This is a genomic window from Oceanicella sp., from assembly GCF_056449545.1.
Genome location: NZ_JBWOMN010000015.1, coordinates 83,273 through 103,486, shown reverse-complemented (window position 1 = coordinate 103,486; position 20,214 = coordinate 83,273). Strand labels below are relative to the sequence as shown.

Annotated in this window: 17 protein-coding genes; 14 read left to right on the top strand and 3 right to left on the bottom strand. The window is 66.9% G+C overall.

Features of this window, described 5'->3' with window-relative positions; translation table 11 throughout:
- Window positions 1-72 precede the first annotated feature (72 nt).
- Window positions 73-708: a MarC family protein gene (locus AC1HC7_RS02105; protein ID WP_479497004.1), complete on the top strand. Its 636-nt coding sequence runs from the start codon at window positions 73-75 to the stop codon at window positions 706-708.
- Window positions 709-801: 93 nt separating this feature from the next.
- Here the strand turns inward: AC1HC7_RS02105 and AC1HC7_RS02100 are convergent, their stop codons facing one another.
- On the bottom strand, window positions 802-2,784 hold the full coding sequence (locus AC1HC7_RS02100) for a methylmalonyl-CoA mutase family protein (RefSeq protein WP_479497003.1): 1,983 nt from the start codon (window positions 2,782-2,784) through the stop codon (window positions 802-804).
- Here AC1HC7_RS02100 and AC1HC7_RS02095 point away from each other — a divergent pair.
- The 8 genes from AC1HC7_RS02095 to AC1HC7_RS02060 all read left to right on the top strand — a co-directional run bounded on the left by AC1HC7_RS02095 (window position 2,783) and on the right by AC1HC7_RS02060 (window position 10,952).
- Complete coding sequence (locus tag AC1HC7_RS02095; RefSeq protein ID WP_479498600.1) at window positions 2,783-3,184, top strand: hypothetical protein; 402 nt, start codon at window positions 2,783-2,785, stop codon at window positions 3,182-3,184. The two genes, AC1HC7_RS02100 and AC1HC7_RS02095, sit on opposite strands and share 2 nt — an antisense overlap.
- Before the next feature lie 132 nt (window positions 3,185-3,316).
- Window positions 3,317-4,609: a crotonyl-CoA carboxylase/reductase gene (gene ccrA / locus AC1HC7_RS02090; protein ID WP_479497001.1), complete on the top strand. Its 1,293-nt coding sequence runs from the start codon at window positions 3,317-3,319 to the stop codon at window positions 4,607-4,609.
- A 669-nt stretch (window positions 4,610-5,278) separates the two neighbouring features.
- A complete protein-coding gene (locus AC1HC7_RS02085) occupies window positions 5,279-6,010 on the top strand; it encodes a helix-turn-helix transcriptional regulator (RefSeq protein ID WP_479497000.1) in 732 nt (243 codons plus the stop codon).
- A 91-nt stretch (window positions 6,011-6,101) separates the two neighbouring features.
- Window positions 6,102-6,731 carry an acyl-homoserine-lactone synthase gene (locus AC1HC7_RS02080; protein WP_479496999.1) on the top strand — a complete coding sequence of 210 codons (630 nt, stop codon included), beginning with the start codon at window positions 6,102-6,104 and terminating at the stop codon, window positions 6,729-6,731.
- A 707-nt stretch (window positions 6,732-7,438) separates the two neighbouring features.
- Window positions 7,439-7,618, top strand: coding sequence for a hypothetical protein (locus AC1HC7_RS02075; RefSeq protein ID WP_479496998.1), 180 nt, complete (start codon window positions 7,439-7,441; stop codon window positions 7,616-7,618).
- Window positions 7,619-7,830: 212 nt separating this feature from the next.
- A complete protein-coding gene (locus AC1HC7_RS02070) occupies window positions 7,831-8,556 on the top strand; it encodes a helix-turn-helix transcriptional regulator (RefSeq protein WP_479496997.1) in 726 nt (241 codons plus the stop codon).
- 85 nt (window positions 8,557-8,641) lie between these two features.
- On the top strand, window positions 8,642-9,301 hold the full coding sequence (locus AC1HC7_RS02065; RefSeq protein ID WP_479496996.1) for an acyl-homoserine-lactone synthase: 660 nt from the start codon (window positions 8,642-8,644) through the stop codon (window positions 9,299-9,301).
- Window positions 9,302-9,419: 118 nt separating this feature from the next.
- The gene (locus AC1HC7_RS02060; protein WP_479496995.1) at window positions 9,420-10,952 is read left to right on the top strand and encodes an AAA family ATPase; all 1,533 of its coding nucleotides are present in this window, start codon (window positions 9,420-9,422) and stop codon (window positions 10,950-10,952) included.
- Between the two features lie 52 nt (window positions 10,953-11,004).
- Here AC1HC7_RS02060 and AC1HC7_RS02055 read toward each other — a convergent pair whose 3' ends face one another.
- Together AC1HC7_RS02055 and AC1HC7_RS02050 are read right to left on the bottom strand one after the other, a co-directional pair.
- The gene (locus AC1HC7_RS02055) at window positions 11,005-12,309 is read right to left on the bottom strand and encodes a malonyl-CoA decarboxylase (protein ID WP_479496994.1); all 1,305 of its coding nucleotides are present in this window, start codon (window positions 12,307-12,309) and stop codon (window positions 11,005-11,007) included.
- A 20-nt stretch (window positions 12,310-12,329) separates the two neighbouring features.
- On the bottom strand, window positions 12,330-13,892 hold the full coding sequence (locus AC1HC7_RS02050) for a helicase HerA-like domain-containing protein (protein ID WP_479496993.1): 1,563 nt from the start codon (window positions 13,890-13,892) through the stop codon (window positions 12,330-12,332).
- A gap of 163 nt (window positions 13,893-14,055) precedes the next feature.
- Between AC1HC7_RS02050 and AC1HC7_RS02045 the strand changes: the two genes are divergently transcribed.
- The 5 genes from AC1HC7_RS02045 to AC1HC7_RS02025 all read left to right on the top strand — a co-directional run bounded on the left by AC1HC7_RS02045 (window position 14,056) and on the right by AC1HC7_RS02025 (window position 20,140).
- On the top strand, window positions 14,056-15,210 hold the full coding sequence (locus AC1HC7_RS02045; RefSeq protein ID WP_479496992.1) for an NAD(P)/FAD-dependent oxidoreductase: 1,155 nt from the start codon (window positions 14,056-14,058) through the stop codon (window positions 15,208-15,210).
- Between the two features lie 16 nt (window positions 15,211-15,226).
- Complete coding sequence (gene lhpI, locus AC1HC7_RS02040; RefSeq protein ID WP_479496991.1) at window positions 15,227-16,168, top strand: bifunctional Delta(1)-pyrroline-2-carboxylate/Delta(1)-piperideine-2-carboxylate reductase; 942 nt, start codon at window positions 15,227-15,229, stop codon at window positions 16,166-16,168.
- The gene (speB, locus tag AC1HC7_RS02035; RefSeq protein ID WP_479496990.1) at window positions 16,165-17,115 is read left to right on the top strand and encodes an agmatinase; all 951 of its coding nucleotides are present in this window, start codon (window positions 16,165-16,167) and stop codon (window positions 17,113-17,115) included. The genes lhpI and speB overlap by 4 nt, the downstream gene beginning before the upstream one ends.
- Window position 17,116: 1 nt before the next feature.
- A complete protein-coding gene (locus AC1HC7_RS02030) occupies window positions 17,117-18,871 on the top strand; it encodes an alanine/ornithine racemase family PLP-dependent enzyme (RefSeq protein ID WP_479496989.1) in 1,755 nt (584 codons plus the stop codon).
- A 291-nt stretch (window positions 18,872-19,162) separates the two neighbouring features.
- Window positions 19,163-20,140 (top strand): cyclase family protein, encoded by a 978-nt coding sequence (locus tag AC1HC7_RS02025; RefSeq protein ID WP_479496988.1) that lies wholly within the window; start codon window positions 19,163-19,165, stop codon window positions 20,138-20,140.
- Window positions 20,141-20,214: the final 74 nt, after the last annotated feature.

The window sequence follows — 20,214 nt, the reverse complement described above, 5'->3', positions numbered from 1 at the left end:
CCTCTGGACGGCCGGCGGGCGGGCGGATACCACCCGGGCGACCCCTCCACCGAGCCAAGGCAGGCGCATCCCATGGATTTCCCGTTCTTTCTGAAAGCCTTCGCGGCGCTGTTCTCGGTGATGAGCCCGGTGGCCAACATCCCGGTGTTCCTGTCCCTGACCGCCGGGTACGATCCGGCGCGACGACGCGCCATCGCGCTGGCGGTCACCGCGGGCACAGCCGTTGGCGGGGCGCTGATCCTGCTTGGCGGCGAGGCGGCGCTCGGCGTGTTCGGCATCGGCATCGACGCGTTCCGGCTGGCCGGCGGGCTGCTGCTGCTGCTGATCGCCATCAACATGGTGCAGGGCGCCGCCCCGGCCTCGCATCAGGGCTCAAGGGAGGAAACCCGGGTCTATTCCAGTCAGGAGGATCCGACCTTCTATCCGCTCACGGTGCCGATGCTGCTGGGGCCCGGAACGATCTCCACCCTCATCCTGTTCGAGGACCAGGCCGCCAGCGCCGCCAGCCAGACGGCGCTGTGGGCGGCGCTGGCGGCGATCGTGGCCATGCTGGGGGTCGCTTTTGTCGGCGCCACGCAGGCGTCAAGGCTGTTGGGGCGTTCGGCGATCAGCATTCTGGCGCGGATCATGGGCATGATCCTGGCCGGGATCGCGGTGGAGATGATGGTGTCGAGCCTGAAAACCCTGCTGCCCGGGCTGGCGGGCTGAACCGCCAATGGCGGATCGGGATCCGCCCTGCGCGGGTTTCGACATCAGGGTAGGGCGGATCCCGATCCGCCATTGGCCGAGTCTCGACCGGAGTTACGCCGCCCGTTGGCTCTGCGCCGCAACCAGCGCCACGATGTCGGCCATGATGCGGTTCAGTTCGAAATCCTTGGGCGTGTAGACCCGCGCCACGCCGTGGTCGCGCAGGGTCGCCGCGTCGGCGTCCGGGATGATTCCGCCGGCCACCACCGGCACGTCGTCGAGCCCGGCGGCGCGCATGCGCTCCATCACCTCCGCGATCAGCGGCAGGTGCGATCCCGACAGGATCGACAGCCCCACCACATGGGCGCTTTCCTCCAGCGCCGCGTTGACGATCTGCGCCGGGGTCAGGCGGATGCCTTCGTAGACCACCTCCATGCCGCAGTCGCGGGCGCGCACGGCGATCTGTTCGGCGCCGTTGGAATGGCCGTCGAGCCCGGGCTTGCCGACCACGAATTTCAGCCGCCGCCCCAGCTGCGCGGACAGCGCGTCGACCTGGGCGCGCAGATCCTCCAGCCCCTCCGCATGCGCGGCGGCGGCCTTGCCGACGCCGGTGGGGGCGCGGTATTCGCCGAAGGCGTCGCGCATGGCCCGGCCCCATTCGCCGGTGGTGACGCCGGCCTTGGCGGCCATGATCGAGGGCGGCATGATGTTGTCGCCGCTTCTGGCCGCCGCGCGCAGCGCCGCCAGCGCCGCGTCGACCGCCGCCGGGTCGCGGGCGTCGCGCCAGGCCCTCAGCGCGGCGATCTGGTTGGCCTCGACAGCCGGGTCCACGGTCATGATGCCGCCGTCGCCGCTGCCGTCGCCGGCGACCAGCGGGCTTTTCTCGCCGATCTCGAAACGGTTGACGCCGACCACCACGGTTTCGCCCCGTTCGATGCGGGCCAGCCGCGCGGCGTTGGCCTCAACCAGCTGCGCCTTCATGTAATCGATGGCCTCGACCGCGCCGCCCATGGCGTCGATGCGGGCGAGTTCGGCCCGGGCGCCGGCCTTCAGGGTCTCGACCTTGGCCTCGACCACGGGGTTGCCGTCGAACAGGTCGCCGTATTCCAGCAGGTCGGTTTCATAGGCCATGATCTGCTGCATCCTGAGCGACCATTGCTGATCCCAGGGGCGGGGCAGGCCCAGCGCCTCGTTCCAGGCGGGCAGCTGCACGGCGCGGGCGCGGGCGTTCTTTGACAGGGTGACCGCCAGCATCTCGATGAGAATGCGATAGACGTTGTTTTCCGGCTGCTGTTCGGTCAGGCCCAGCGAGTTCACCTGCACGCCGTAGCGAAAGCGGCGCATCTTCGGGTCGCTCACCCCGTAGCGATCGGCGCAGATCTCGTCCCAGAGGTCCACGAAGGCGCGCATCTTGCACATCTCGGTGACAAAGCGGATGCCGGCATTGACGAAGAACGAGATCCGCCCGACCATTTTCGGGAAATCCGTCTCCGGGATCGCGCCCTGGGCCTTCACCGTGTCGAGCACGGCGATGGCGGTGGTCAGCGCGAAGGCCAGTTCCTGCTCGGGCGTCGCGCCGGCCTCCTGCAGATGGTAGGAGCAGACATTCATCGGGTTCCATTTCGGAACCGCCGTGTAGGCGTAGGCGGCGATGTCGCCGATCAGCCTGAGCGACGGCGCCGGCGGGAACACATAGGTGCCGCGGCTGAGATATTCCTTGATGATGTCGTTTTGCACCGTGCCCTGCAGCTTGGCGATGTCCGCGCCCTGCTCCTCGGCCGCCGCGATGTAGAGCGCCAGCATCCACGCCGCGGTGGCGTTGATGGTCATGGAGGTGTTCATGCCTTCCAGCGGAATGCCGTCGAACAGCGCCCGCATGTCGCCCAGATGCGAGACCGGCACGCCGACCTTGCCCACCTCGCCGCGCGCCAGCGGGTCGTCGCTGTCATAGCCGGTCTGGGTGGGCAGATCGAAGGCCACCGAAAGCCCGGTCTGCCCCTTGTCGAGATTGGCGCGATACAGCGCGTTCGACGCGGCGGCGGTGGAATGGCCCGCATAGGTGCGGAACAGCCAGGGGCGGTCTTTCTGGACGGTCATGGGCGGCATCCTGCGCATTGGCGTTCAGTGGTGGAAACATGCGGTCGGCGGGGCGGGCGGCATCGGCGGGGGAGGGGAATGGGGGAGGGGAATCTTGTGCGGCGCGACATGGATTGCATGCGACAGGATGTTGCGCAAGCCCCGGGTGATTTCGGAAGTTAATTTCCGGGCGACGGCGCGCATCGCCGCAGATGGCCCGGCGCCGGGGCCGCCCCGCCCGGTCAGCGCCGCTGTTTGGCCGCGAGGCGCCCGATTCAGCGCATCCCGCGCCAACGGCATGGTCAGGTCGGGCGGCGGCGCGATTCCGCAAATCGCTTGTTTGCGCATTCGTCAAGAATGCATGAAAAAATTTATGAAAATTGCGCAGCGATTCCCAAATTGCTTTTATCCTGTCTTTTGAGCCCCTGACGCGCTGCACAAAAGGGGGTTGCGTCACCTCCTGAGCAATGTCATTCCTCGGCCCATCAGGTTTACGCATGATTATTGCGCGAGCAGGTGCGATGCGCCGCCGCGCAGCATCAAGGAGAGCACCATGGCCCCTCTGGACACGCCGGCGGCCCCATACGAATACGACGCTCCGCTCAAGGACCTCTACGAGATCGGCGAGATCCCGCCGCTCGGCCATGTGCCCGCGCAGATGTACGCCTGGGCGATCCGGCGCGAGCGCCATGGCGAACCCGAGCAGGCGATGCAGCTGGAAGTCGTCGACACGCCGAAGATCGACAGCCACGAGGTGCTGGTCTTCGTCATGGCCGCGGGGGTCAATTACAACGGCGTCTGGGCCGGGCTCGGCACGCCGATATCGCCTTTCGACATCCACAAGGCCGCCTATCACATCGCCGGATCCGACGCCGCGGGCATCGTCTGGGCGGTGGGTGACAAGGTGCGGCGCTGGAAGGTCGGCGACGAGGTGGTGATCCACTGCAATCAGGACGACGGCGACGACGAGGAGTGCAACGGCGGCGATCCGATGTTCTCCGACAGCCAGCGGATCTGGGGCTACGAGACGCCGGACGGATCCTTCGCCCAGTTCACCAACGTGCAGGCGCAGCAGCTGATGCGCCGCCCCCAGCACCTGACCTGGGAGGAAAGCGCCTGCTACACGCTGACCCTGGCCACCGCCTATCGGATGCTGTTCGGCCACCGCCCGCATGTGCTGCGCCCGGGGCAGAACGTGCTGGTCTGGGGCGCCTCGGGCGGCCTGGGGTCATTCGCGATCCAGCTCATCAACACCGCGGGCGCCAACGCCATCGGGGTGATCTCGGACGAGGACAAGCGCGATTTCGTGCTGAGCCTCGGGGCCAAGGGGGTGATCAATCGCAAGGAATTCAACTGCTGGGGGCAGCTCCCGAAGGTGAACACGCCAGAGTACAAGCAATGGTTCGCCGGCGTGCGAAAATTCGGCAAGGCGATCTGGGAGATCACCGGCAAGGGAAACAACGTGGACCTGGTGTTCGAACACCCGGGCGAGGCGACGTTTCCGGTGTCGACCTTCGTGGTGAAGCGCGGCGGCATGGTGGTGATTTGCGCGGGCACGACCGGGTATAATCTCACGATGGATGCGCGCTACCTCTGGATGCACCAGAAGCGCATACAAGGCAGTCACTTCGCCAACCTCAAGCAGGCCAGCCAGGCCAACCAGCTGATGCTGGAGAGGCGCCTGGATCCCTGCATGTCGGAGGTGTTTCCGTGGGCCGACATCCCGCTGGCCCACACCAAGATGCTGCGCAACGAACACAAGCCCGGCAACATGGCGGTTCTGGTGAGCGCGCCCATCACCGGATTGCGCACTTTCGAGGATGCGGTGGAGGCGGCGCGCGGCTGAGGCGCCGAATCGCTTTTCTGAACGCCGATTCGGGCGTCGCGGATCTCGACGCCCGATTTTTTGACGGAATTTTCCGCTTCACGTCAATTGCCGCAACGACTTAGCTGGAGGCGCCTCGCCATTTCCGGGGAATAGGCAAATTTCCTCGATCGCCTAAATTGGTGAACGTAGCGTCGCGTAAAATGCTTCGAAGCGTGGAAGATGCGCACTCGGTCAGGCGACATGGCCTGAATCGACATCGGGCGCCCGGAAACACCCCGTCCGGAGCGCGGTCACGCCGGCGTCGTTGCCGGACGCATGCGTCGCGACCACCCATCGCGCCGCATGGACTGCGTTGCCCCGACCGCCGGTCTCCTTCCCCGGGGGAACGGCAAGCGGTTGATTCGACAGGGCCGACCCAGACGTCAGCCAATGCCAGGGGGAGGTCGTGGGGGAGGTCGTGCGTCCTGTGCTTCTTGCGGGCCTCTCAATCAGAAACGCGTGCCGTGTTGGTCCAGATCGATCCCCCCTGGCAGTTGCCCGCTTCACCACGAATGATTTCATTCACCTGTGGTTAATCACCTATAGGGCGAGCAAGACATTCATGCAAGGTTCATTTTCACAATAAGTGGCCTCCGGCGTCGTTAGCGTCTAAGATCGGCGCGGTGTCATGGGGTTAGGCAATGCTGGATGTCTGAGCGGATTCGCTCCATCATAGAGGGGATTCCCGAGTTTACGAAGGTCGAGGACGTGCGTCTGTTCGCCGACCTGATCCGGGACATCTATGACGTGGATCATGTCGTGTACGTGGTCGTCTCGTTCGGAGGCGGCGTCACTTTCGGCGATTACCAGTTTGGCGAAATCACCTATCGCGCTGACTGGTCCCAGCGATACCTCGAGGAGAACTACAAGGACGCCGATCCGACCGTTCTGGGCGCGATCCAGAGCTTCACGCCGCTTGACTGGAAGCGCCTGGACTGGGGCCCCAAGAAAAGCCGCAAGCTGATCCTGGAGGCCGTGGACGCCGGCGTGGGCAATCAGGGCTACACCGTGCCCATTCGCGGCCCGAACGGGCAGTTCGCGGTGCTGACCATCAACAAGACATGCACCGACCGCCTGTGGGAACAGTATATATCCGAGACGGCCAGCGATTGGCTGCTTGTCGCGAATTTCATTCACCAGAAGGTGCTTGAGATTTTCGACGTTCAGGGCAAAGACGATTTCGCGACCTTGTCCCCGCGGGAAAAGGATGCGCTTGCCATGATCTCTTCCGGGCTCAGCCGGGGGCAGATCGCCGAAAACCTCAAGATCTCGGAAAACACGCTCCGGGTCTATCTGGACAGCGCCCGCAACAAGCTGGGCGGGTTGAACATGCCGCATGCGGTCGCCATCGCGGTAAGAAGCGGTGTGATCGATATTTAGTTAAATGCAACTGAATATTTACGTTCCCTTCAGCTTCTATTCATTATTAATATCGGATATTCATGAGGTCAACTTCCCCAAGGAGAGCGTCATGATCCGGTATGTCAATAGCCACGAGTTGCAAAATTATCCTCGCCTCGTCGACGGCATGTTCAAGGACCGCACGACACAGTTTCGCGACCGCATGAAGTGGGACGTCACTGTCGATGAAAATGGTTGGGAGCGCGATCAGTACGACCCGCTCGGGCCGCTCTACATCATCTACGAACTTGAAGACGGATCCCATGGCGGGTCCGGCCGGTTGATGCCGACCACCGGGCGCACCATGATCGGCGAACATTTCAATCACCTCACCGACGGCGTCACCATCAGCTCGCCGACGATCTGGGAAATCACCAGATTCTGCGTTTCGCCCAATGTGCGTTCGCCGCGCGAGGCGCTGAAAATCACGTCAGCGCTGTTGCTTGCGGGCATCGACGCCGGCCTGCGCTTCGGCCTGGAGTTCTACGTGGCGGTGTTCGACGAACCCATGCTGCGCATCTACAAGAGCCTGGATTTCGCGCCGGACGTGATGGGCGCGGCGGGCGAGCCCCGTCGTCAGGTTTGCGCCGGTCTGTGGCCGGTGGACCTTGAAACCCGCAACAAGCTGGCCAGACGCGTGGCCGAAGAGGAAGAGATCGCCGCCGCGGCATACCAGCTGGAGCGCGCCATCGCGGCCTGATCCGCGCTGATTGATCGTCGGCCGGCAGGCCGATGACCGCTTGGGGAAGCGGTTCTGCGTGCGCCCCGATGGGCGCACGCAGACGAGTCCCGACCCCGCCCGATAGCCCCGATGCGCGGTTCGCCATGGCGAATCAGTTGCCGGGCGCAGGCGCAAATGCGCTCCGGGCGATGCTCCCGATCAAGCTGACGTGACAATTCGCCTCGCTCCGCCGGGACTGCAATTTTAAGAAAACCGCCCTCACATCGCCCTCGCCGCTTCGAATTGCGTGAACGCAACGATTTCGCGCGCCGCCGCTCGCTGTCGCGCGTGCGGGCGCGGTCGAAGGTCGCCAAGCCGGGGCGGCGCGCGGCATGGGGGAGGCTGTCGCGACACGCCGTGAGTGCGCGAAGGGACATGCAATCACGAATTGAAGGCGGGTGATGGCAGACCTGGGCATGAGTTTTCAACGCGTGTGAGGCGCCGCACGCGAATCAACCTATCTGAACCCAGCCTAAACAGGGGCGCTGAGGCATTCATCGACGTCCCTGGCCTGAACGCGATATGGGGCCCGCATTCATACATTCGGAATAATTTGGATATATTGCAGCCGCTTACCGATGGGTCCCTCACCATTTCCGATGAGCATATTTCGGTGAATAGCGCGAAGCCCCGCCTTGAGGCAGTATAGTTGAGCAAATTCGGGGCAACCTTCCGAGGGGGACGAAATGAAAAACGACTGGATGATCGACGCGCTCACCGACCTTCGTCAGTTCGCCTTGAAGAACTACTACATCAGTCTTGCCGAACAGATCGATGACGCGATCGTGGTGGCGGCCGTAGAGCTGCGCGCCCATGGGGATGCCGGCGCCGACACGCCGGCGACGCAGAAAGAGCAGCACGCCTGAATTTCGACTTTGGCGAATTGCAAACCACGTATCAGAAAGGAAAGCGCCGTAAACACCATCTTAGGTTGAATTAATCCTGGATTAATATATTCTGATTTCCGTGATGCGCTTGTGGGGGAACGCAGCGTCATCCCGGAAGGGGAAGATGGACCCCAGGACCAAGGCCAGGCCGTCTCTCCGGGCGCTGACGCGATTGGCGACAGGCAGGACGAATGACGCACAGACTGACCGACATCGTGGACGCATTGCCGAAAACCATGACCGCGGAGGGCCTTAGAAGGCTGCTCTACAAGGTTCGGCGCAGCTACGAACTGGATCACGTCATCTACTACGCCCTGTCTCTGGGCGGGGATCGCGCCGACGAGGAGATGGGTTTCATGACCTATCACCCCGAATGGCACCAGAGATACGAAGATGAAGGCTACCGATTCGTCGATCCGACGGTGGCGGCGATGCTTGGCGGCTTCGCGCCGGTGGATTGGGGCACGCTGGACTGGTCCGGCAGGCAACTGAAAAAATTCATGGGCGAGGCCGATGAGTTCGGTGTGGGCAATAATGGTTACTCAATACCGTTGCACGGCCCCATGGGTCAGTTCGCCATGTTCAATGTATCGAAGAAGTGCACTGAGGACAGTTGGGACAAGCTGATCTCCGAGATTGCACAGGAGCTGCTTCTCATCGCGCACAGTATTCATACGCACGCGATGTCGATCGCCGGAATCAAGCTCGACCTTCCCAGAAAACGTCTTTCTCCACGCGAGAAAGACGTATTAACCATGATATCGCAAGGGAAACGTCGGGCGCAGATTTCAGACGCGCTGGGCATATCCGAGAATACTCTTCGTGTTTACCTTGATTCAGCGAGACATAAGCTTGGATCTTTAAATACATTTCATTCAGTGGCGATGGGCGTGAAGTTGGGAATTATAAAGATATAGTTTTCAAATTATTAACTTAGCCATGATTATTTCAAAATTAACTATTTGACGCAATTACTATTGGCACCCCCACAAGGAGTGCGTAATGATCCGTTTTATTTACGGCAATGATCTTTGCCGCGTCCCCCGCCTCGCCGACACCATGTTCCGCGATCGCGCCGCTCAGTTCCGCCAGCGTCGGGCCTGGGATCTCAGCGTAGATGAACAGGGTTGGGAATGTGACGAGTATGACCGCGTCAATCCGCTCTACTGCATCTACGAACTGCCGGACGGCACCCATGGCGGGTCGGGCCGGCTGTCGCCCTCGACCATGCCGACCATGGTCAACGACCATTTCTCCGACATCATCGGCGGCACCATCGAAAGCCCGCTGATCTGGGAAAGCACGCGCTTTCTGGTGTCGCCTCGCATCACCGGCGGCATGCAGGCGGCGCGTCGGATCTCCACCGCGCTGATGCTCGCGGGCATCGAGGTCGGGCTGCGCTACGGCCTCACCCATTACATGGGCGCCTATGATCCGCCCATGCGCCGGGTCTGGCGCAACGCCGGATGGCCGGCCGAGGATATCGGCGCGCGAGGCGAAGGGCGGGACCAGATCATCATCGGACTCTGGGAAATCTCCGAGAAGATCCACGAGAACATTCTCGCCAAGGCCCCCAACGGGCTGCGCCTCGACCCGGTTCCGCCGATCGTGACCGGGGTCCCGGCGGACGCGAAGGTGTTCGAGATGGCGCACGCGGCCTGAGCCCCGCGTCGCCCGCCGCAAACGCATTGTCCGGATCGGCCCGGTTTTCATCGGCGCCGATCCCGGCTAGACCCTAGGCGGGCCGACCCGTCACGGGCCGGATGCGCGCGAGGCGGAATTGAGCATCCCTGTCCCTGTATTCTCCGACGACCAGGCCGCCGCCTATGATGCGGTGGCCGAGCGGCTGAAACGCCACGGCGTCGATCTGCTGAGCGGCGAGATGACGCCGCCCGGCGACGGCGCGGCGGAAAGCCTTGCCATTGTCGGGCGCGCCGGGTCGGGCAAGACGCTGCTGCTCGCCGCGCTGGTGACGGCGCTGCGCGAGGCCGACGTGGCGGTGGTGTCCGCCGAATGGGAAAGCCGCAAGAAGACCGGGCAACGCACCTTCGCGGTGCTCGCCCCGACCAACAAGGCCGCCAGCGTGCTGCGCAATCTCGGCGTGCCGGCGACCACCATTCACCGCATCATTTACACGCCGATCTATGATCCGGAATACGAAAAGATCGCCCAATGGCTGACCGGCGAAGGCGATCGACCGGCGATGGAGGAGATCGACGACGCCATGCTGGACCGGGCCGAGGCGAGCTACAAATCCCATGGCTCGATCCCCGGGGCGCTGGCCGCGATCGGGCTGCGGGGGTCGGATTTCATCACCGGCTGGGCGCGGCGCGACGACGCGCTGGACATCGCGCTGGTGGATGAGGCCTCGATGCTGGATGATCGCCAGCTCGATGATCTCAAGGAGATTTTCGGATTGATCGTGCTGTTTGGGGATCCGGCGCAGCTGGCGCCGGTGGGACAGTCGGGATCCATGGTGTTCGACAAGCTGCCCGAGGGGCGGCGCCTGACCCTGTCGCGGATTCACCGTCAGGCGGCGGACAGCCCGATCCTCGATCTGGCCCACGCGCTGTCCGACAAGGATCTCGATTTTCCGGATTTCGAACGCATGGTTGAGCAGGCGGCGCAGCGCGACCCCAGGGTCGAAATCGCCGGCCGCGCGGATGCGGAGCTGATGGCCCGCTCGCCCATGCTGGTCTGGCGCAACGCCACGCGGATTCGGCTGATCAACGCCTTTCGCATTGTCCATGGCGCCCCCGCCGACGCGCTTCTGCCGGGCGAGCCGCTGATCTGCGACGGGGTGGAATTGCCGCTGCGGCATCGCAAGAAGCGCATCGATCTGGAGGCGCGCGGGCTGATCAAGGGCGCGCAATGCGTCTATCTGGGCCCCGGCCGCAAGCCCGGTTTCGCGCGTCTGCACGTGCTGGGAGCCGAGGATCCGCAGGTGAACGCCGCCTCGATCATCCAGATCGAGCGCCCGGATCAGGAGGAGCCGTTCATTCCTTCGGCGGCGCGCATGGGCGCGGTGTTTCTGCACGGCGCGGCGGTGACGATCCACAAGGCGCAGGGATCGCAATGGCCGGTGGTGCAGGTGTTCGCGCCGGATCTTTACGCCGCCTGGCGATCGGGGCGGGCGGAGGCGGGGCTGGCGCTGTGGAAGCGGCTCGCCTACGTGGCGATCACCCGCGCCGAGGAGCGATTGGTCTGGGTCACGCGCAACCGCATCGCCCGCCCGTCCGGGCCGCTCGGGGTTGAAGACCTGCGCATCGCCGCCGCCGAGGCGGCCCCGCTGGAACTGACGGCGGAGGCGTGACTGGTCCGCCGGCGCGCCGCGCGCCAAGGCGCCGCCCGGTCGCGGCGGCGGGTCAGCGGGGTTTCAGCAATCTGCGCACGGCGGTCGAGGCCGCGATGTCACCGGCGTTGACATAGGCCTCGTGGTTTTTCTCGATATCCTTGAGATCATAGACGTAATTCACCATCACGCCCCATGAGGCGGCGAGCCCGGCCGCGCTGTGATCGGCGCCGGGGTTGATGCGGTCAAGCCGCGCGCCGTTGCCCAGATGGAAGCGCGCCACGGGGTCGAGGGCGCCGCCGTCTGCGGATTTGGCCTCGACCAGATAGCGCGCGGCGATCTCGGGCAGGCGGGCGATCGCGTCAAGCGCGCCGTTGGCGTCGATCGAGCCGTCAACGGGATCGAGGCGCATGGCCGCGTCACGCTGCGCGTCGCTCAGGGCCGCGCCCGCATGGCCGGCCCAGCGGCGCAGGCCGGGCAGCGGCGACAGGGTGGCGAAGGATTTCAGATTGGGGAATTCACGGCGCAGCTCCTCCACCACCTGCTTTATGAGGAAGGCGCCGAAGGACACGCCGCGCAGCCCGCGCTGGCAGTTGGAGATCGAATAGAACACCGCCGCGCTGGCCTCGTCGGCGTCGAGCGGCGCGCGGTCTTTCGCGAGGATGGGGGCGATGGCGGCGGGGATCTCGCCGCTCAGCGCCACCTCGACGAAGATCAGCGGATCATCGGCCAGCGCGGGATGGAAGAAGGCGTAGAGCCGCCGGTCGGGCGCCGCGACCCGGCGGCGCAGATCGTCCCAGCCGTTGATCTCGTGCACGGCCTCATAGCGAATGATCTTTTCGAGAATGGCGGCGGCGGTGGACCAGTCGATGCGGCGTATTTCAAGAAAGCCGCGATTGAACCATGACGCGAAGAGGTGGCGAAAATCCCGGTCCAGCCCGCGCAAATCCGGATTGTCGCGGATCGCGTCAAGCAGATCGGCGCGCATGGCCACCAGCGCGGGCGTGCCGCCGGGGGCGCGGTTGAGGCGGCGGATCAGGTCCTGCCAGCGGGGTTCGGTGGCGAAATGCAGGTCGCGGGCGGCGCTGGCGCCATTTTCGCGCCACGCGGCGACGGCGGCGTCGAGCGCGGTGTCGTCAACCCCGAAGCGGGCGTCGGCCTCGGCGAAGAAGGCGGCTTTCTCGTCGCCGGTCAGGGTCGCGTAGCGGCTGAGGATTTCGCGGGCGACGGCGAGCCCGGTGGCCTCGCCGCGCCCGGTCAGCAGGGTCTCGCACAGCGCGGCGAGCTCCGGGCGGGCCCCCTGCACGATGTCCGACAGCGAGCGCCCGGCATCGGCGATGCGCGACATCAGATCATTGAGAAGCTCGCTGGTCAGCATGTCGATTCCCCCCGGCGGCGTCAGCGCCCCTTGAACAGCGATCCGAGCACGCCGCGCACGATTTCGCGCCCGAACCGGGCGCCGACGCTGCGCGCCAGCGATTTGGCGAAGGCCTGCCCGACGCTGTCGCCGCGCGATTTTCGCGCGGCCGAGCGCGGCTTGCGGCTGTAGCCGCCGCCGAAAGCGCGCCCGGACCTGGCGGCGCCGAAGCGGCGGGCGCGCGCTCCGTCGGCGCGCTCCGGCGCGTCGTCGTCGGCCAGGGCCCGTTCGGCCTCCGCCGCCGCCCTTTCGGCCCGTTCGCGCAGCTTTTCAAAGGCGCTTTCGCGATCCCTGGCCACATCATACACGCCCTTCAGCGGCGAGGCCGCCCGCGCCGCGTCCAGCGCCGCCGGGTCCGCCGGGCCGAGCCGCGACGACGGCGGGCGGATCAGCGTGCGCGCCACCATGTTCGGCGCGCCCTTGCGGTCCAGCGTGGAGACCAGCGCCTCGCCGGTTCCAAGCCGGGTGATGGTCTCGGCGGTGTCGAATTCCGGGTTGGGGCGGAAGGTTTCCGCCGCCGCCTTCAACGCCTTGCGGTCGCGGGGCGTGAAGGCGCGCAGCGCGTGCTGCACCCGGTTGCCGAGCTGGCCGAGCACGTCTTCGGGCACGTCCGCCGGGTTCTGGGTGACGAAATAGATCCCGACGCCCTTGGAGCGGATCAGCCGGGCGACCTGTTCGACCTTGTCCACCAGCGCCTTGGGGGCGCCGTCGAACAGCAGATGCGCCTCGTCGAAGAAGAACACCATCACCGGCTTGTCCGGGTCGCCGACTTCGGGCAGTTCCTCGAACAGTTCCGACAGCAGCCAGAGCAGGAAGGTGGCGTAGAGCCTCGGCGCCCGCATCAGCCGGTCCGCCGCCAGCAGGTTGATGCGCCCGCGCCCGCGATCGGTGGCGATCATGTCGGCGAGATCCAGCGCCGGTTCGCCGAAAAAACCGTCCGCGCCTTGGTTTTCCAGCACCAGCAGGCGGCGCTGGATGGCCCCGACCGAGGCGGTGGAGACATTGCCGTATTCCGCCGACAGCTCCCTGGCCCGCCCGGCCACATGGGCGAGCATGGCGCGCAGGTCCTTGAGGTCCAGCAGCAGCAGCCCTTCCTCGTCGGCGAGACGGAAGACGATGTTCAGCACGCCTTCCTGGGTTTCGTTGAGATCCAGCAGGCGGGCGAGCATCAGCGGCCCCATCTCGGACACCGTGGCGCGCACCGGGTGGCCCTTTTCGCCGTAGAGATCCCAGAAGACGACGGGGAAGGCGTCGTAGCCGTAATCGTCGAAGCCGATGGTTTCCGCGCGGCTGACGAAGGCGTCGTGCAGCTTGTGATCCGGCGATCCCGGCTGGCACAGGCCGGTGAGATCGCCCTTCACGTCCGACAGGAACACCGGCACCCCGGCGGCGGAGAACGATTCCGCCATGATCTGCAGGGTCACGGTCTTGCCGGCGCCGGTGGCCCCGGCGATCAGCCCATGGCGGTTGGCCTTCTTCAGGCTCAGGGTCTGGGGTTCGGCGTAATCCCTGCCGCCGCCGCCCAGAAAGATGCTGTCGCTCATGTGGTCCCCCGCTGCCGGTTCGCTCTGGCGGGAATCCAGACACCATGCGCGGGGCCGAGGCAAGCCCGGCGCGGATCGCGGCGGGGCGGAAACCGGTTTCGCCGCCGCGCGATCTGGCTGATACTGCAGGCGGCGCCGCGACGGCGCGCGATCGGGAGGCGTCATGGCTGGCTCCAGCGAAACGCAGGTCTATGATTTCGCCATTGTCGGGGGCGGCGTGGCCGGGGCCTCGCTGGCGTATTTCCTGGCGCCCCGCGGCGCGGTGGCGGTGCTGGAGCGCGAGGACGCGCTCGGCTACCACGCGACCGGGCGTTCGGCGGCCGAATTCACCCATCGGTTCCATTCCGGGATCGCCGGCAAGCTGACCGGCGCCAGCTACGGATTTTTCACCGCGCCGCCCGATGGGTTCAGCGACGTGGCGCTGCTGCGCCGGCGCGGCAACCTGCTGATCGCCTCTCATGAAAAGGCCGCGCGGCTTGGCGAGGTGTGCGCGGCCGAGCGCGACGCCGCCCCCGCCGGCGCCGCGCCGCTGCTGCGCCTGAGCGTCGACGAGGCCCTTGCGCGCGCGCCGTTCCTGCGCCGGGACTATCTGGCCGGGGCGCTTTACGACGCGGATTGCTGGGATATCGAGGTCGAAAGCCTGCTGCAGGGATTCGTGCGGGGCGCCAAGGCGCATGGCGCGGATTTCCGGCTGAAATCGGATCTGCGCGCGGCGCGGCGCGAGGGCGACGCGTGGCGCCTGGAAACCGCCGGCGGCGAAGTTCGCGCCCGCGTCGCGGTGAATGCGGCGGGGGCCTGGGCGGATGCCGTGGCGGCGACGCTCGGGGCGGCGCCGCTGGGGCTGACGCCCTATCGGCGCACGGCGATTTCGGTGGCGGCGCCGGGTTTCGATCTGACCCATGCGCCGGAGGTCAACGAAATCGACGAGGATTTCTATTTCAAGCCCGACGCCGGGCGTTTGCTGGTGAGCCCGGCGGACGAGACCCCGGTGGATCCGCATGACGCCTGGCCCGAGGAGATCGACATCGCCTATGCGGCGCATTACCTCGGCGAATGCACCGAGATCGAGGTGACGCGGGTCGCCCATAGCTGGGCCGGGCTGCGCACATTCGCGCCGGACCGGGCGCCGGTGGTGGGGTTTTCCGCGGATGCGCCGGGGATGTTCTGGCTGGCGGGGCAGGGCGGGTTCGGCATGCAGGCCTCGCCGGGGCTGGCGCGCTGGGCGGCGGCGGCGCTGCTGGGCGAACCGCCGCCCGATGACATGATATCGCTGGGTTTGAGCGTCGAGGCCCTGTCGCCTGCGCGGCTGGGCGGATGAGTCCGGGAGAATGAGCATGAAGATTTTCGACGCGGCCCAGACCGCCGCGCTGCTGCCCCACGATCGGCTGCTGGACCGGTTGGAGGCGATGTTCGCCGCCGGGACGCGCGCGCCCCTGCGCCACCACCACACCCTGCCGAAGACCGGCGAGCCCGACGGGACCATGCTGCTGATGCCCGCCTGGACCGACGATTGGGGCGTGGTGAAGATCGCCAATGTCACGCCGGGCAACGCGGCGCGCAATCTGCCTGCGGTGAGCGCAAGCGTGCTGCTGTTCAATGCCCGGACCGGCGTTCACGAGGCGCTGTTCGACGGCGCCACGGTGACCGCGCGGCGCACCGCCGGGGCCGGGGCGCTGGGCGCGCGGCTGCTGGCGCGCCCCGACAGCCGCACCCTGCTGGTGGTCGGCGCCGGGCGGGTCGGCGCCGAACTGCCCGCCGCCTTTCGCGCCGCCCTGCCCATCGAACGCGCGCTGGTCTGGAACCCCACCCCGAAGCGCGGCAAGGCGCTTGTCGCCTCGCTGCGGGGGCAGGGCTGGGAGGCCGACTGGCGCCCGGATCTGCAATCGGCGGTCGGGGATGCGGATGTGATTTCCTGCGCGACGCTCGCCACCGAACCGTTGATCAAGGGCGAGTGGCTGCGGCCGGGTCAGCATCTTGACCTGATCGGCGCCTTCACGCCGCAGATGCGCGAGGTGGATGATCTGGCGCTGCAACGGGCCTCGATCTTCGTCGACAGCTACGCGGCGCTGGTGGAGGCGGGGGAGCTGAAGATCCCGCTCGACAGCGGCGCCATCGCGCGGGAAGACATCCTCGGCACGCTTTACGACCTGTGCGGCAAGCCCCGGCGCGCCCGCGCCGCGGACGAGATCACCGTGTTCAAGGGCGTTGGCAACGCGGTGATGGACCTGGCCGCCGCCATGGCGGCTATGGAGACCGCAAGGGAGCAGTCGCCATGAGCCGCATGCGCCCGGGCGATCAGGCCTTCGACTATGACAGCCTCTACGGCACCGAGACCGAGGCCGCCTATTCCGGGGCCCGCAGTTTCCTGCGTCGCCGCCTGACCCGCGATCTGAGCGGCGTGGATTACGCGGTGATGGGCATTCCGTCGGACATGTCGACCTGCGGGCGCCCCGGGTCGCGCTACGGGCCCGACGCCCTGCGTCGGGTGTCCGGGCAGCTCAGCTGGGGCGAGGTCTGGCCTTGGGATTTCGACCCGTTCGACCGGCTGGCGGTGGTGGATTACGGCGATGTGCGCTTCCAGCGCGGCCAGGTTGCGGACATGCTGGCGCGCGCCTGCGACCAGGCGCTGGCGGTGCTTGAAACCGGAACGCGGCTGATCGGGCTCGGCGGCGATCACCTCACCACCTATCCGCTGCTGAAGGCGCACGCGAAAATCCACGGGGCGCTGGCGCTGATCCAGTTCGACGCCCATCGCGACACCGCGGACAGCGTGCATCTGGACCATGGCTCCTTCGTGCATTTCGCCATGCGCGAAGGGCTGATCGACCCGGAAAGATCCATCCAGATCGGCATCCGCACCTGGTATCCCCATGACGACCCGATCACCGTGCTGCACCGCCCCTGGGTGCGCGAGCATGGCGTCGCGGCGATGGCGGCGCAGATCGAGCGCGTGGTGGGCGACGCGCCCTGCTACCTGACCTTCGACATCGACTGCATCGACCCGGCCTTCGCGCCGGGCACCGGCACGCCGGTGGTCGACGGGCTTTTGCCGCATGAGGCCATCGACGCCATCCGCGCGCTGGGAAAGCTCAATATCGTCGGCATGGACGTGGTCGAAGTGGCGCCGCAATACGATCCGGCGGAGATCACCGCGCTGCTCGGGGCTTCGGTGATTCTCGAACATCTTTGCGCCGTCGCCGCCGAACGGCCGGATCGCGGCTGACATGCCCGGCCCTTCCGTCGCCATCGACCTGCGGGCGATCACCGACAACGCCGCGCGGATCGTGGACATGTGCCGGGCGCAGGGGGCGGAGGTCTGGGGGGTCACCAAGGCCGCCTGCGGCGCGCCGCTGGTGGCGCGCGCCATGCTGCGCGGCGGGGTCGCGGGGCTTGGCGACAGCCGGCTCGACAACATCCGCCGCATGCGCAATGGCGGCGTCGACTGCCCGATCATGATGCTGCGCATCCCGCCGGTGTCCGAGGCCGCCGAGGTGGTGCGCCTGTGCGAGATCAGCCTGAATTCCGAACGCGCCACGCTGGCGGCGCTGGACCGCGCGGCGCAGGCGATCGGCCGGGTCCATGACGTGATCCTGATGCTGGAGATGGGCGACCGGCGCGAAGGCGCCTCGGAAACCGAATTGCCAAGGCTCTGCGAGGCGGCGCTGGCGGCCCCGGGGCTGGCGCTGGCCGGGATCGGGGCCAATTTCATGTGCGCCAGCGGGGTGCTGCCGAACCCCGAAAAGCTCGACCGCCTCGCCGCCATGGCCGACTCGATCGAGGCCCGGTTCGGGATCCGCCTGCGCTGGGTGTCGGGCGGCAATTCCGCCAATCTGCCGCTGATGGCCCGATCGCCGCTGCCGCCGCGCATCAACCAGCTGCGCATCGGCGCGGCGATCCTGCGCGGCGAGAACGTGCTGACCGGCGGCGTGCTGCCGGGGCTGCGCGCCGACGCCTTCACGCTGGAGGCCGAGCTTATCGAAATCAAGATCAAACCCTCGCTGCCCGACGGCGACACCGGCCCCGACGCGTTCGGCGTGCGGCGCAGTTTCACCGATCGCGGCGACCGGCTGCGCGGCATCGTCAATCTGGGGCGCATCGACATCCGCCCCGAGGGCCTGACCCCGCGCGATCCGGGGGTGGAGATCGAGACCGCGTCTTCGGATCACCTGATCCTCGATCTGACCGGCAGCGTCGCCGGCGAGCGGCGCTACGCCGTTGGCGACACGATGAAATTCGACATGGATTACGGCGCGCTGACCCAGGCGCTGCTGTCGCCCTACGTGGAAAAGCGGCTGGTCGGGCGCGCGGATGCGGCGCCGCGCCCGCGTCGTCTGCGGCTGCATGCGCGCCCGGTCATGGCGGCGCGGGCCGAAACGCGGGCGTTTCTCGGCGCGGTGCGGGGGCTGGGGCTTGACGTGGCGACGGGCGGCGACCTGGCGCCCGGCGACCTGCCGCTGCACATCGCGCCGGACCGGGCCGGCGAACCGGATCTGGGCGAGGCGGAGCTTGGGCTGCTTTGCATCGACGCGGAGCCGGGCGACGTGTCCGACCACCCGGCGGAGACCACGGCGCTGCTGGGCCTTCGCCGGGCGAGCCCCGAACAGGCGGCGCTGATCCGCGCCCGCGACATCCTGGCGATCACCATGGAGGACGTGAGCTGGCTTGGCATCCGCGAGGCGGTGCGCCGGGCGCTTGGTCGGGTGACCAGCGCCACCGACGGATTCGCGCTGATCCTGCACGCCTCGGCGGGCTACGGCATGAATGACGACCCCCATGACGCGGGCCTGAGCTTTCGCGAATGCCATACGGTGATGGAGCGGGTGGCGGCCAATGGCGGGCTGCGCGCGATCACCTTGTCGGGGTTTGCCGACGACGCGCCGGGCGGCGCGCTCGACACCGGTTTCAGCTATCTGCTGAGCGCGCTGGGCAAGCGGATACTCGCCGCAGACCTGTCGCCGGCGGCGTCGCGGAAGGCCTGATTCGCCGTTGCGATTCGCGAATGCCTGCAGGGCGGCTGCCGGATTCGGCCCCCCGGGGGCGTTGTTTTCGTTCATCTGGAGACTCGCGGGCGGCGACCGCGATCGCCGCCTGAGCGCCGGTGCGCGGGCCTCGCGCCGCGCGCCGGTCCTGTCAACGCCGCATTCATGTTGGCGCGCCCGGCGGCGCCATGCCGCGAGAATGCTTGACCGCTTGTCGCCGCGCCACCAGTCTTGCTGCGGACCATTGTTTCGCAAAGAGGCGCAAAGCCTCGATTCTGGGAGGAAACCACCATGTTCATTCGTGAAATCATGCCCGCGTCCGGGCTGTTCAGGCGCCTCGCCGCGGGCGGGGTCGCGGCGGCCATGCTCGCCTCGCCGCTGCTGGCGGCGGAATGCGAATATTCCAAATGGGGCAAGGATGACGAGATCGGCGCCGCCAATCTGGTGACGCCGGAACGCACCATCGCGGCCACCAAGCTGGTCAAGAAGGGCATGTCCTCGCCGCTGGGCATCGTCATCGATTCCAACACCCCGGCCTTTCCGCCGCGCGGGCTGTCGCTGCAGGTCGTGCAGCCCAACCAGCAGGGCGGGCAGCGGCTGACGCAGTTCGGCTACAACGCCACCTATAACGACGATCTCACGCAGCTGTGGCTCGGCATCGGCAGCCAGATCGACGGGCTCGGGCATCTGGCCGAGGACGGCATCTACTACAACTGCAACGACGAAAAGGATTTCGCGGCCATCACCGGGCTGAAGAAGATGGGCACCCATGCGATTCCGCCGATGGTGTCGCGCGGCGTGGTCATCGACATGGCCAAGCATTTCGGCATGGAGACGCTGCCCGCGGGCAAGGCTTTCGGCGCCGATGACCTGAAGGCCGCCGCCAGGGAGCAGGGCGTCGAGATCCGCGAAGGCGACGTGGTGCTGCTGCACACCGGCTGGACCGACGGCAAGCTGGCCAGCGCGCCGACCGAATGGGTGAGCGGCGAACCGGGGATCCTGCCCGACGCGGCGGAATACCTCGCCTCGCTGAACGTGATGGCGGTGGGCGCCGACACCTGGGGCGTCGACGTGGTGCCCGCGCCCAAGGGCGGCAAGGTGTTCTACAGCCATGTGGTGCTGCTGCGCGACAACGGCATCTATATTCTCGAAACCATGGACACCGGCCCGCTGGTGCGCGCGGGGGTGACCGAGTTCATGTTCGTGCTCGGCCAGGCGCGGATTCGCGGCACGGTGCAGATGATCATCAACCCCGTGGCGCTGTGGTGACGCGGGCCTGATCCGGCTGAACCCGGCCCGGCGGTCCCGACGCCGGACCGGGGCGGCGATTGACGCCCCCGGCG

Bases quoted from the DNA above. Each gene is read 5' to 3' on its own strand.
- AC1HC7_RS02105 (WP_479497004.1), top strand. From the start codon at position 73: ATGGATTTCCCGTTCTTTCTGAAAGCCTTCGCGGCGCTGTTCTCGGTG.
- AC1HC7_RS02095 (WP_479498600.1), top strand. From the start codon at position 2,783: ATGGGCGGCATCCTGCGCATTGGCGTTCAGTGGTGGAAACATGCGGTC.
- AC1HC7_RS02100 (WP_479497003.1), bottom strand. From the start codon at position 2,784: ATGACCGTCCAGAAAGACCGCCCCTGGCTGTTCCGCACCTATGCGGGC.
- ccrA (WP_479497001.1), top strand. From the start codon at position 3,317: ATGGCCCCTCTGGACACGCCGGCGGCCCCATACGAATACGACGCTCCG.
- AC1HC7_RS02085 (WP_479497000.1), top strand. From the start codon at position 5,279: ATGTCTGAGCGGATTCGCTCCATCATAGAGGGGATTCCCGAGTTTACG.
- AC1HC7_RS02080 (WP_479496999.1), top strand. From the start codon at position 6,102: ATGATCCGGTATGTCAATAGCCACGAGTTGCAAAATTATCCTCGCCTC.
- AC1HC7_RS02075 (WP_479496998.1), top strand. From the start codon at position 7,439: ATGAAAAACGACTGGATGATCGACGCGCTCACCGACCTTCGTCAGTTC.
- AC1HC7_RS02070 (WP_479496997.1), top strand. From the start codon at position 7,831: ATGACGCACAGACTGACCGACATCGTGGACGCATTGCCGAAAACCATG.
- AC1HC7_RS02065 (WP_479496996.1), top strand. From the start codon at position 8,642: ATGATCCGTTTTATTTACGGCAATGATCTTTGCCGCGTCCCCCGCCTC.
- AC1HC7_RS02055 (WP_479496994.1), bottom strand. From the start codon at position 12,309: ATGCTGACCAGCGAGCTTCTCAATGATCTGATGTCGCGCATCGCCGAT.
- AC1HC7_RS02050 (WP_479496993.1), bottom strand. From the start codon at position 13,892: ATGAGCGACAGCATCTTTCTGGGCGGCGGCGGCAGGGATTACGCCGAA.
- AC1HC7_RS02045 (WP_479496992.1), top strand. From the start codon at position 14,056: ATGGCTGGCTCCAGCGAAACGCAGGTCTATGATTTCGCCATTGTCGGG.
- lhpI (WP_479496991.1), top strand. From the start codon at position 15,227: ATGAAGATTTTCGACGCGGCCCAGACCGCCGCGCTGCTGCCCCACGAT.
- speB (WP_479496990.1), top strand. From the start codon at position 16,165: ATGAGCCGCATGCGCCCGGGCGATCAGGCCTTCGACTATGACAGCCTC.
- AC1HC7_RS02030 (WP_479496989.1), top strand. From the start codon at position 17,117: ATGCCCGGCCCTTCCGTCGCCATCGACCTGCGGGCGATCACCGACAAC.
- AC1HC7_RS02025 (WP_479496988.1), top strand. From the start codon at position 19,163: ATGTTCATTCGTGAAATCATGCCCGCGTCCGGGCTGTTCAGGCGCCTC.